This is a genomic window from Arsenicibacter rosenii (assembly GCF_001870735.1).
Lineage (GTDB): Bacteria > Bacteroidota > Bacteroidia > Cytophagales > Spirosomataceae > Arsenicibacter > Arsenicibacter rosenii.
Genome location: NZ_MORL01000003.1, coordinates 488,760 through 500,820 on the forward strand (window position 1 = coordinate 488,760; position 12,061 = coordinate 500,820).

General features: G+C 54.5%; 7 protein-coding genes. 4 read left to right on the top strand and 3 right to left on the bottom strand.

Annotated features, from left to right (window positions below):
- Nucleotides 1–13 precede the first annotated feature (13 nt).
- From BLX24_RS08905 to BLX24_RS08920, 4 genes are all read left to right on the top strand, one after another.
- Nucleotides 14–349, top strand: a complete 336-nt coding sequence (locus tag BLX24_RS08905) for a PadR family transcriptional regulator (RefSeq protein ID WP_071502742.1) — start codon at nt 14–16, stop codon at nt 347–349.
- Nucleotides 346–2,985 carry an ABC transporter permease gene (locus BLX24_RS08910; protein ID WP_218160684.1) on the top strand — a complete coding sequence of 880 codons (2,640 nt, stop codon included), beginning with the start codon at nt 346–348 and terminating at the stop codon, nt 2,983–2,985. The genes BLX24_RS08905 and BLX24_RS08910 overlap by 4 nt, the downstream gene beginning before the upstream one ends.
- Nucleotides 2,986–3,262: 277 nt before the next feature.
- Nucleotides 3,263–3,838 carry an outer membrane beta-barrel protein gene (locus tag BLX24_RS08915; protein ID WP_071502818.1) on the top strand — a complete coding sequence of 192 codons (576 nt, stop codon included), beginning with the start codon at nt 3,263–3,265 and terminating at the stop codon, nt 3,836–3,838.
- A gap of 305 nt (nt 3,839–4,143) precedes the next feature.
- On the top strand, nt 4,144–5,538 hold the full coding sequence (locus BLX24_RS08920; RefSeq protein WP_071502743.1) for a sulfatase-like hydrolase/transferase: 1,395 nt from the start codon (nt 4,144–4,146) through the stop codon (nt 5,536–5,538).
- 61 nt (nt 5,539–5,599) lie between these two features.
- Here BLX24_RS08920 and BLX24_RS08925 read toward each other — a convergent pair whose 3' ends face one another.
- From BLX24_RS08925 to BLX24_RS08935, 3 genes are all read right to left on the bottom strand, one after another.
- Nucleotides 5,600–8,395: a glycoside hydrolase family 95 protein gene (locus BLX24_RS08925; RefSeq protein ID WP_071502744.1), complete on the bottom strand. Its 2,796-nt coding sequence runs from the start codon at nt 8,393–8,395 to the stop codon at nt 5,600–5,602.
- A gap of 88 nt (nt 8,396–8,483) precedes the next feature.
- The gene (locus tag BLX24_RS08930; RefSeq protein WP_229201743.1) at nt 8,484–10,055 is read right to left on the bottom strand and encodes an MGH1-like glycoside hydrolase domain-containing protein; all 1,572 of its coding nucleotides are present in this window, start codon (nt 10,053–10,055) and stop codon (nt 8,484–8,486) included.
- Nucleotides 10,055–11,896 carry a 3-keto-alpha-glucoside-1,2-lyase-like domain-containing protein gene (locus BLX24_RS08935; protein WP_177225805.1) on the bottom strand — a complete coding sequence of 614 codons (1,842 nt, stop codon included), beginning with the start codon at nt 11,894–11,896 and terminating at the stop codon, nt 10,055–10,057. The genes BLX24_RS08930 and BLX24_RS08935 overlap by 1 nt, the downstream gene beginning before the upstream one ends.
- Between the last annotated feature and the right edge of the window lie 165 nt (nt 11,897–12,061).

Consider the following 12,061-nt stretch of genomic DNA (forward strand, 5'->3'; position numbering starts at 1 on the left):
GGTTTATCTGTTTATGAAAGGTACTCAATTAGGAGAATTTGAAGAAATCGTGCTGCTGGCTATTGCTCTTCTCTACGACGACGCCTACAGCGTGGCCATTGTGGAAGAGCTGACCAATCGGCTGGAACGCCCCATGAGCCTGGGCGTTGTACACCGGACCATGCAGCGGCTGGAAGAAAAAGGGCTCGTAAACTCCCGTTTCGGGGAGGCAACGGCCGAACGCGGCGGACGGCGTAAACGCCTGTTTACCGTCACGCTGGCGGGTGAACAAGCCTTGCGGGAAGCACGCCGGATCCGGAACGACTTGTGGGATGGCATTCCGAATGCTGCGTTTACACACTTGCCATGAAAACGCCCCCTGCTCCCCAACCGCCGCAGTGGGCCGAACGCCTGCTGATGCGGATTGCCGCGCCTCACCTGCGCGAAGAACTTGCGGGTGATCTGTATGAGTTGTTTCAACATCGGGTACAGCGTTATGGCCGTCGGAATGCCCGGCTTCTGTACGTTCTGGAACTACTTCTGCTGCTGCACCCAAGACTTTGGCGCCGGCAGTCCGAAACCGGCAAACGGTATACTACCCCTCACTATGCACAACCCAATCCAACAACAATGCTAAGCAACTACGTTAAAATCGCCCTGCGGAAACTGGCCCGGCAAAAAGCCTACACGCTGATTAATGTGATCAGCCTGAGTCTGGGTATTGCCTGTGCCATACTGATTTTTACTTTGGTGAAATACCACCTGAGTTTTGACACGTTTCATGCCCATCAGGACCGGATCTACCGGATTTATACAGAACTGCACAGAGAAAACATCACCTATAGTACCGGCGTGCCAAATCCCATGGGAGACGCCTTCCGGAACAGCACAACCGTGGCAGATAAAATCGGACGCGTTGCCTTTCTGAACAAACGATTGATTACTGTTTCGCCGGAAAAAAAGTTTGAGGCTAACATCGCCTTTGCCGACCCTGCCTTTTTCGACCTGTTTCACTTCCCGCTGCTGCAGGGCAACCCGAAAACTGCCTTACAGGAGCAACACACCGCCCTGATTACGGACCGGATCGCCAAACAATATTTCGGGGATGAGAATCCGGCTGGCAAGCTGCTTCACATTGATGGATCGCTGGTAGTGAAGATTACCGGCGTTCTCCGCGATCTGCCGGCCAATACCGATTTCCGTTCCGAAATTTATCTGCCTTTCAGCAGCTTACAGGAGCATAGTCCCTGGCTGGTCGAAAAAGACTGGTGGCTGGGTTTCAACAAGGAAATGCAGTGTTTTATCCGGCTCAAACCTGGCGTTTCGCCGGCTATGGTTGATGCGAAACTGCTGCGGGCCATTTCGGAAAAGCACTATGATAAGGAAATGGCCAAAACGTTTCATTTCAAATTACAGCCCCTTTCCGACGTTCATTTCAACCCCAAACTCCGTGGGCAGACCGACCGGCAAAACCTCTGGACGTTCGGGCTTACCGGCTTTTTTCTGGTCATTACGGCCTGTGTCAACTTTATCAATCTGGCAACTGCCCAGGCACTGGGCCGGTCAAAGGAAGTTGGCGTGCGGAAGGCACTCGGCAGCCGGCGCGGATCGCTTTTCTGGCAGTTTATGACCGAAACAGCACTTATCGCCTGCCTGGGCCTGATCATTGCGTTAGGCTTAGCATACACTGCCCTGCCACTTGTGAACCATTGGTTTGACATCGCCCTGACCATCAATCCGTTATCAGACATTTATTTGTCTACCTTCCTGATCACGCTGCTGCTCTTTGTTGTGTTCTGTTCGGGGGCCTATCCGGGCCTGATCCTGTCCCGCTTTCAGCCGGTAGCCGCACTCAAAGGCAAACTCTCTCAGCGGGCAGTTGGCGGCTTTTCTCTCCGGAAAGGGCTGGTAGTCACTCAGTTTGCTATTTCGCAGCTGCTCATTATCGGCACCCTGATCATTACCAGTCAGTTGCGTTATTCGCAGCAGGCCAACATGGGGTTCCGGAAAGACGCGGTTGTTATTCTGCCCCTGCCTGACAATAAACCCGCTACGATCAGCACGCTCGCTAATCAACTGTCGGGATTACCCGGCGCCGGTCAGGTAAGCTTCTTTGACAGCCCGCCTGCCACCGAAAGCATCGGCAGTACAGTCATCCGTTTTGACTCCCGTCCGGAAAATGAACGTTGGAATATTTCGGTAAAATCGGCCGATCACCGGTACCTCTCAACCTTCAGCATTCCCGTTCTCGCCGGCCGCAACCTGAACCCATCAGACACAGTCCGTGAATTTCTGCTCAATGAAACAGCGGTTAAAGCCCTTGGGCTGACTTCGGCGCAGGATGCCATCGGGAAACCGGCTTTCGTTGATAATCATCAGGGTACGATTGTGGGGGTGATGAAGGATTTTCACTTTAAATCGTTCCGGACCGTTATCGAACCCCTGTGTATCTCAACCCGCAGTGAAGCCTATAACAGCTGCGGCATCAGCCTTAACCCACACACTATGGCGTCAACGCTGACGGACATTGAAGCCATCTGGAAAGCCCAATACCCGTCCGCTGTTTTCACCTACCGGTTTATGGATGAAGACATTGAGCGCTTCTACAAACTCGATAACATGCTGCTAAGGCTCATCCAGCTCTTTGCCGGCATTGCGATCTTTGTCGGCTGTCTGGGCCTATACGGTCTGGTTTCCTTCATGGCAGCGCAGAAAACCCGGGAAATTGGTGTACGGAAAGTATTGGGCGCCACAACGGGGCAGATTCTCTGGCTGTTCGGAAAAGAGTTTGCTCGGCTGCTGCTGCTGGCCTTTGTGGTGGCCGCACCGCTGGCATGGTGGGCTATGAACAAGTGGCTGACTAATTTCGTCTACCGAATTGAGCCCGGCATAGGCACGTTTGCCCTGGCGATGCTGATAACGATTCTGGTAGCCTTGCTGACGGTAAGTTTCCGCAGTCTGAAAGCAGCGCTGATGAATCCGGTCAGGTCGTTGCGGAGTGAGTAGCAAGTCCGCCGGGCGTTAAACCAGTCTCTGACCGGCATTTGATTGACTCGCTCAAGGTGTTTATCATTGGTTTTCCGGTGGTATCCTGAAAAAGATGACTTATAAGTATGTTGCCTAATTAACAAATAAAGCATCTTTTTTGTATATGATATTTTATTACTGCATACAAATCACAAAAAAAACGTAGAGAACCTTTACCTTTTAGTAGAATTTATTCATATATTAAACCATTAATATGTTTATTTGCCAGAACAAAAACTTATATTATTTATTTCCTATGAAAAAATTATTGGCTTTATTATGTACTTGCGCTGCTTTGTCAGCATCGGCTCAAGATTACAAGCCATTTAAGGTTAATCTTTCTGTTGGATTTGCTGCGCCTACTGGCCAAGGTGCTAAAGGTGGAGTTCTGATGTCAATTGAACCTAGATATGGTTTGACCGATAATTTTGATGTTGGCTTACGAGTTGAAGGTGCGCTCATAGCAAAATCTTTTTACGCTAACGGTCAGCCTGTCAGCAGTGAAACTAAATTCTCGGGTTCTTATGTGTTAACGGGCACCTATTTTCATCAGGTAAATAATTTCCGGCCGTATGCAGGGATTGGTTTGGGAATATACTCATACGCTGCCAACAAATTTGGGTTCACTAATTCATCTGATTTAGAAGTATCCGCTGGTAATAAGCCTGGCTTAATGGTGCGTATTGGCTTTAAAACCGGGCACTTTAATATGGGGGCCGAATATAACATTGTAGGTAAGACAAAAGAGACGGTTACGGGTAAAGCCATTGAGAGCACTAACTCATACGTAGGAATAAAAGTGGGCGTTGATATTGGTGGTGGTAAGCGGTAGTAACCAGAATAGATTATGATTATCACAAAGGCGCGGGATAATTCCCGCGCCTTTTGAATTGTATACAACAAATTAATGGTATAAAACTACCTTGTTCTATGTTGCCTGCCTCTACAATTACTCCAATGGGCGACAGGATTTGCTGTTGTGGAATAATAAACATGACGCGAACTGTGGGATAACCGATTCACTCTCTAATATAGTAACCCCCACCCCTCTATTGCTTTTGGTTTGTGTAGATCCCGTATGAACCGGCAGCGCATTCGTTGAGCCTGCGTTACCACCAACCCAAACAAACCACGTTAATGCACCTACGCTCAATTTTAGTTTCACTCCTGCTCATCAGCACGCTGGCAATGGCGTTCACCACAAAGCCCGCTGGACAAGCAGCTGACCGGAAACCCAACATCATCCTGATCCTGATCGACGACATGGGCATTGCCGATGTCGGTTGCTATCGGGAAACCGGTGCGTCTGCCAAGGCAGGCCCGCAACTGCCGCCCACGCCGAACATCGACCGGCTCGCTTCGGAAGGAATTAAATTCACCAACTACTACAGCGCCGCTCCGATCTGTTCGCCGTCGCGTGTGGGTCTGACGACCGGCACGGTGCCAGGCAAATGGCGGATCACTTCGTTTCTGGCCGACCGCAAACACAACCGTACCTGCCAGCAGGCCGATTTCCTCGATGCGTCGGCACCCACCGTCGCCCGATCGCTGAAAGCGCAGGGCTATGCCACGGCCCATTTCGGGAAATGGCACATGGGTGGTGGCCGCGATGTCGACAATGCGCCCGGCATCCGGCAGTACGGCTTCGATGAATACGCCAGCACCTGGGAAAGCCCCGACCCCGATCCACTGCTGACATCGACCGACTGGATATGGGCTAAATCGGACAGCATCAAGCGCTGGAAACGTACCGCTTACTTTGTTGGCAAAACCCTGGATTTTCTGAAACGTAACCCCGGCAACCCCTGCTACATCAACCTGTGGCCCGACGACGTACATACTCCATGGGTAGCTGACGAAACCACGCTCAACGAAGCACCGAAAGGCACCGAAAAGCCCCGCGAGTTTAAAGCAGTCCTGGCCGACCTGGACATACAGATAGGTCGGTTGCTCGACGGGCTGAAGGCGCTGGGTATCGACAACAACACCATGATTGTCTTTACGAGTGATAACGGGGCTCTGCCCACGTTTCAGGGCGTGCGGTCGGGGATTTTACGGGGCAGTAAGCTGTCGCTCTACGAAGGAGGCATCCGGATGCCGTTTCTGGTCCGGTATCCGGCCAAAACCCCGAAGGGCAAAGTCGATGACGAGTCGGTGATGAGTGCGCTGGACCTGTTTCCGTCGTTCGTCAGTTTGTCGGGTGCGAAACCCGATCTAACCCGGACCGATGGCGAAAACCGGGCCGATGTGTTACTGGGCAGGGCGTCGCAGCGGACGAAAACGCTGTTTTGGGAATATGGCCGTAACACGGAATCGTTCCGGTATCCGGCCGGCCGCGACAAGAGCCCGAACCTGGCGATCCGGCAGGAAAACTGGAAATTACTGATCCATGATGACGGGACCAATCCGGAACTATACGACCTCCGCAAAGACCCGTCGGAAACGACCAACCTGGCAGAGCAACAGCCTGAGCGGGTGGCCGGTATGCGGTCGGCGGTGCTGGCCTGGCGGTCGGGTTTGCCGAAGCTGTAACTGACTCTGATTGCTTTCCGGAGCTTCCTGGAAGTTCTAAACTTCCAGGAAGCTCCGGAACCTACAACACCCGATACGTTTTCCCTGGCTGCGTCGTCAGTTTTATCTCTTTGCCGTTGACCTTCAGGGTGCAGGATTGCCCGGCCAGTGATTTCACCGTCAGGCGGGTGACCTGTCCGTTTTTCCAGGCATAGTCCAGTTCAAAGCCGCCGCGCGCGCGGATGCCGTTGACGCTCCCTTCTGAAAGGGCAGACGGCAGGGCCGGTAGTAAATCAATCGTCTTGTTCTGGCTCTGAATCAGCATTTCGGCCATGCCCGCTGCCCCGCCAAAGTTTCCGTCGATCTGGAACGGCGGATGGGCATCGAACAGATTCAGATACGACCCGCCAGCCCCCGACACCGGCCGCAGCAGCATCCGGACCATCTTCTGAGCATGTTCGCCGTCGCGGAAACGGGCCCAGAAGTTTATTTTCCAGGCCAGGCTCCAGCCCGTGCCTTCATCCCCCCGATAGATCAGTGACTGCCGGGCGGCTTTCATCACATCGGGCGTTGTTTCCCAGGTAATGTCGTTGCCCGGATGCACACCCCACAGGTGCGACACGTGCCGGTGCTTGTTAGTTGTATCATCCTTGTCTTCCAGCCACTCCTGCAACTGTCCGAAACGACCGATCTGGTTTGGGGCCAGTTGTGTGATTTTGGTTCGTAAGGTGTCGCAGAATGCCGCATCGGTGTTCAGCGTTTCGCCCGCGGCCATCGTATACCGGAACAGCGTCCGGATAATCTGGTGATCCATGGTGGGACCCGCTACCAGCCCGCCGTTTTCCGGTGAGTTCGACGGCGTACTGATCAACCAGCCCGTTTTCGGGTCTTTCACCAGAAAATCAACGAAGAAACGGCTGGCCTCCTTCATGATCGGATAGGCCGTCTGTTGCAGAAATGTTTTGTCCTGCGTAAAGCGGTAGTGTTCCCAGAGGTGGGTACTCAGCCAACCTGCGCCTGTGACCCAGATACCGTGATTGGCGGCATTGATCGGTACGGTACCCCGCCACAGATCGGTATTGTGGTGCAACACCCAGCCGCGTGCCCGGTAATGCGTCTGTGCCGTTTCGCGGCCAGCCACCGAGAGCTCCTTAATCATACCGAACAAGGGGTCATGCATGGCAGAGAGGTTGAGCACCTCAGCCGGCCAGTAGTTCATTTCAACGTTGATATTGGTCGTGTATTTACTGCCCCAGGGTGGTGTCAGCAGGTCGTTCCAGATACCTTGCAGGTTGGCAGGACGGGTGCCGGGACGTGAACTTGAAATGAGCAGATAGCGGCCATACTGCATGTAGAGCGCCATAAACGACGGGTCGTTGGTGGTTCCGAAACGCGCCAGCCGCTCGTTGGTCGGCAACCGGTCTGCCTGGGCCGACGGGCTACCCAGCTGTACCGAAAATGTTTTGTAATATGGCTGGTATTCCTGCACATGCCGCTGCCGGATTTGTGCAAAGGTTTTGCCGCTCAGCCCCGCCATCGTCTGCTGACACAACGCCACCGGATTGCCCGACACATCGTTATACGACACATAATTCGTGGCTGCCGACAGGTACAGGGTAACGGCATCGGCACCGTTTACCGCCAGCGAATCGCCGGAAACGGTAGCCGTGCCCCGTTGCGTTTCTACGCGCAGAAAGCTCTCGCCCCGCAATGCGCCGTTGCGGACCTGTACGGCCAGCGCCAGCGTGCGGTCATCAATCCGGCGTACCGACGATTTTTTATGCGGACTGCCCAGCGTCGCACTGAACCGTAGGCTACCGGGTTTATCGGCCGTTAACCGCACCACCAGCACCTGATCGGGCTGGCTCACAAAGTATTCACGCGTATACCGGACACCATTGGCCGTAAGCCGGGTCTGGCTGACGGCTTCGCCGAGCAGCAGCTCACGGCGGTAATCTGTCGCATTCGTCAGGTCCGGAAAACGCAGGTACAGATCGCCAAATGGCTGATAATCGGCCTGGTACTTTCCGACAGCCGGTGGTTCGTCATTCTGAATAAAATACCTCCAGTTGCCGTTCAGGGGCACTCCGTCTGCCGCCGTTTTGCCTTCCGGATAGAGGGCAATATGCCGTGAGGTATCCTTATAGCCCGCGACTCCGCCCTTGTCGAAGTAGTTCAGTACCTGAATGGCCAGCACGTTTTTACCCGCTACCAGCACACCCGCCGGAATGACGTATTTCCGCGGCTCCTGGGTTTCGGAGGTCCCCACCAGTTTCCCGTTGACGAACGTCCGGTCATAATCGCGGATGCGGTTCAGGTCGAGCACAACCGGTTTATTTTGCCAGTCTGCCGGTATCGTCACGGTAGTCCGCAACCAGACCGCCCCGTCGAGTCCCTCCAGCCCGACCGATTCCCAGCCATCGTAGGTGGGCACGGGCATGGTTTTCCAGCGGCTATCGTCGTACTCCGGGCTGGCCGGGTTGCCCGCAATGCCTTTACCGGCCAGCATATCGGCGGTCCATTGCTCACGGCGCCCTTCGTTGCTTTTCAGCCCCATGAAGTGTGCTTCGGCCAGCGCATCTGCCTGTTTTTGTTTGCCTTCGGCCAGCAGCTGCCGGATTTGTGGCAGATACTCCGCCGCCCCTTTGTGGTTAGGGTCACGGGGTTCGCCGGTCCAGAGCGTTTCTTCGTTGAACTGAATACGGTCGAGGGTTACGCCGCCAAAGACCATCCCCCCGATCCGGCCATTGCCGACAGGCAGGGCATCGGTCCATTTTTCGGCAGGTTTGGTATACCACAAGGTATAGGATTGGGCCTGAGACAGCGCCGGGAACAGCATGCCCAGCGCGATGCAGGCGATCTGGTGAAAGAGTTTCATAGTCAGGTCAGGGAGGCACAGGGCGATGCCCTGTGTTAGCGATTGAGCCTCGTTGGGGCATTTTGTTGCGTAATATACTGAACATCTTTCATTTCAGGGTGGCGGTCAGGGGCTGGAGTTTTTTGGATCGGGCCATGAGCTTACCGTCAGCAAAAAGCAGGAAGCCTTTACCTTTCCTGTAGTGCCTGCCGGTTTTATCCCAGAGGATGGTGATCATTTTTCCGTGGTACGGTACGCGGTCGAGGCAGAACCAGTCCCAGAGCCCGTCGGGAATCAGTGGCCTGATGGCCAGCACGTTGTCTGCCGCCGGTTTCAGGCCGACCAGGTCGTTAATAATCAAATCAGCAAACCCCGAGTGGTGGTAGAACCTACTGCGGGGATTATCGCCCTTGAGCCACTCGCCGGTCTTTTCGTCCTGATATTCACCCAGATAAATTTTCCCGTTCATGGTGTGCGACTTCGCATACTTCAGCAGCTCATCGTAAAACACCTGCTTCGTCATACTGCCGTGGTTGCTGTAATTTGTCAGCAGATTCGACAGTCCTTTGAGCGTCTGGGTTGTGGCAAAGGGCCAGACAGGCCCATCCCACTCGCAGCCGTGGCCCGACCCGTGCGTCCGGAACAGCGGGTGACGCCGCTCTGCGGTGGTAATCCCCCATGGTGCCCGGAACCCTTTTTCGTCGGTTAGCTGATTCCACTGCGCGGCATAGGCAGGAGTGTCGTCGGGCAGGTTAAAATACCACGGAATAAAGCCGATGGCCTCGCGGGCGTTGGCAAATCCCCCTTTTTCCTTTTTCACCTCAAAAAAGGAGTCGGCCGGATTCCAGAGGCTGTCGATTGTCATCTTTCGCAGCTGCGCTGCCTTCTCCGTATACCGGCGGACCAATGTATCGTTACCGGCCAGCGTTGCCATTCTGACCAGAGCCAGGGCATTGCCATACATGTAGCTGTTGATCGTCGGCCGGATGTTTTTTTCCTTACGCCCCCCACTGATCGACTCCTCCATGGCATCTTTCACATCAAACTGGTAGAACATCCCGCCCGGCACCTGTCGTTCGGCTTCCCACTTCCGGTAATCAGCATCGAGCGCCGGGAGATTTTCGCGGATAAAGGCCTGATCCAGGTTGACCAGATACCGGTTGTAGACGGCATCATCCACCCAACTGCTGAAGCTGTGAAACCGCTGCACGGTATGTTTCGGATCCACGTAAAGCCAGAACCGGATGTAATCATCGATGTATCGCTGGTTTTTCAGCCAGCGGCCTTCATAGATGTGATGCCCCAGCGCGCTGCTGATCGCATTGTGCTTACCGGCGTGGTTGACTTTGGTGATAAATTCCGTAAAAATAAAGCCGTCGGGCGTTTCTTTCAGGTGTTTCCGCATCGACCACCAGCGGTAATCGTACACGGTTTGCAGCACCGAATCCGGGCAATCGAACAGGGGAATATTTTTCGACAGCCAGTCAAATGACTGCGCATTCGGCACATAGTTGACGACGGCTTCTTCGTCAATCGAATTAAAGTAGTCTACGTGGGTTTTCAGCTTGCCGGTCGACAGGATACCTTGTCCGGCAGCCCCATGCGGCGTCAGCATATACCCCAGCGTCAAGGTGGCCAGCAAGCGCGCAGCCTTCTTATTTAAAGCAATCAACAATTTCATTACCAGACGATTGTGTATGTGATGGTATGTTTACGCGTCGTTTCCGGTACCGGCAGCAGTAATTCATAGCCTTTCCCTGTTTTCCGGACAACGGGTTTACCGCCTTGTACCTGTTCCAGATAGTAGCGCTTGTCGTCGATGGCATAGCGGCCTTCGCCAAGCGCCTCAATGGAAGCGCCACTGCCCAGCAGGCAATACAGGCCCGCCACCGGCCGGGTGGATGAAAACGTCAGCGTCCGGCCCAGACTTTTGCGGTCGGCCGCCGGCACAAGAGCATCTTCGACCGAACAATTACTGTAGGTATAGTAAAAGACCGGCAACCCGTTCTGCAACCGGTAGCCCGACCGCGTAAACGGGCTCCGGTCGATCAGCACCGAATCAGGCCAAGGGCTTTCGGCGCGGTCAAGCTGCCACACCGCCGGGCGGTTGGCCAGCTCCATCGGTGCGCCCAGCGGCACGAGCAGTTGCTTTTCTCCCCGCTCAACCCACATATTCGATACATCGGCAAAGGGCCCTTGCCAGACTGTGACCGGGCAGAACGTATTCAGGTCATAGGCATAGTTAAGCTTGCCCGGTATCCCCACCGCAATCGGGTACACATTTTTTTTACCGGCATGCAGCATAAACCCGCGCACCAGTTCTGTCCGGTCGGCGACGGTAACCGGTAAAGGCTCCGGCTCAACCGTGTGTCGGTATGAACGGGGCGTTGTCAGGGGTGTCCACGGTATACCAGGGCCTTCGTAGTACCAGACCAGGCTCTCGTCGGAGTTGCCGTAATACAGCTGAAACCGGTGTTTACCGGCCGTGAGGGATTGTCTGGCATAAAATGACCGTTCAAAATCACGATTGCCTTTGGTATCAATCACCGGCTGCCCATCAATAAATAACCAGCCCCATCCACCCGAAATAAACCGGAACAGGTAATCGCCGGTACGCGGTATGTCCATGTCGCCTTCGACGGCCAGCTGCGCCTTCCGGTCGCCGAGCCGCCACGACAGCGTATCGGCTGTCCCCGTCCGCACCGGTGTCTGACCCGCCAGTGCCTCAACCGACTTAAACAGCCCTTTATAGGCCTTGTACTGCATGTTTGAGAGCCGGATCTGGCCCGGCGTAAAGGCTTTGTACCGGATGTTCCGGAACGCAACCGGTCCGTGGTCGCCCTGGAACATCAGCGGTCCGAGCGGTTGCTCATCGGGGAAAGCGGCCGACATGGTCGGGCCGGTCGCTTCTTTGTTCAGGTGAATACGCACGCCGTTGAGTCTGACCTCTTCAAACAGCGCATTGGCCGTTTTCCGGCCCTGTGCATCAAATCGCGGGGCGCGGAACCGGACGTACATCTGCTGCCATAACCCCGGAGCTTTCGAGGCGTTCAGCATCGGTGCATGGCCGCCAAAAATCGTTTTGGTCGCATCGTCGTAACGCTGGTAAAGCCCCCCGCAATCGCTGTTGGTAAGGGTATCTTTCCGCCAGCTGTCGAGCAACTGCACTTCATAGCGTCCTTGCAGGTATACGCCTGAATTCGAGCCTTTCGGCATCAGAAAATCGAACTCCAGCTCCAGATCACCGTGGGTCATGCCGGTAAACAGGTTCCCGCGGTTGGTCACGACCGGATGCACCACCAGAATCCCCTGCCCCGACGTGGTCTGAAGGTCTTCTTCCCGATACCGGTCAGCGCTTACGCCACCCACGATCCGCCATGTGGTAGCGGCCGGGCGCTGAAAAGCTGCCATATTATCGAGGGGAATCCGGGTATAGGGCAGAGCGGGCTGCGCAGCGGTAAAACCGGCCAGCCATAGCCAGCAGGCCCAGCAGATTACCCATTTTTTCGTTAGTTCATGCATATGCCTTACCATCAGGCCCATTCTTCGTTCTGAATGAGCACAGTTGAACTATACAAAGAACGAGTATTTACTTATGAGGATTTTATAGCAAATTAGCGAGTTATTCGGGTATCTTAACATTGAGTGATTGAGCGATTTAGTGGTTGAGCGGGCACTACGCGGCGG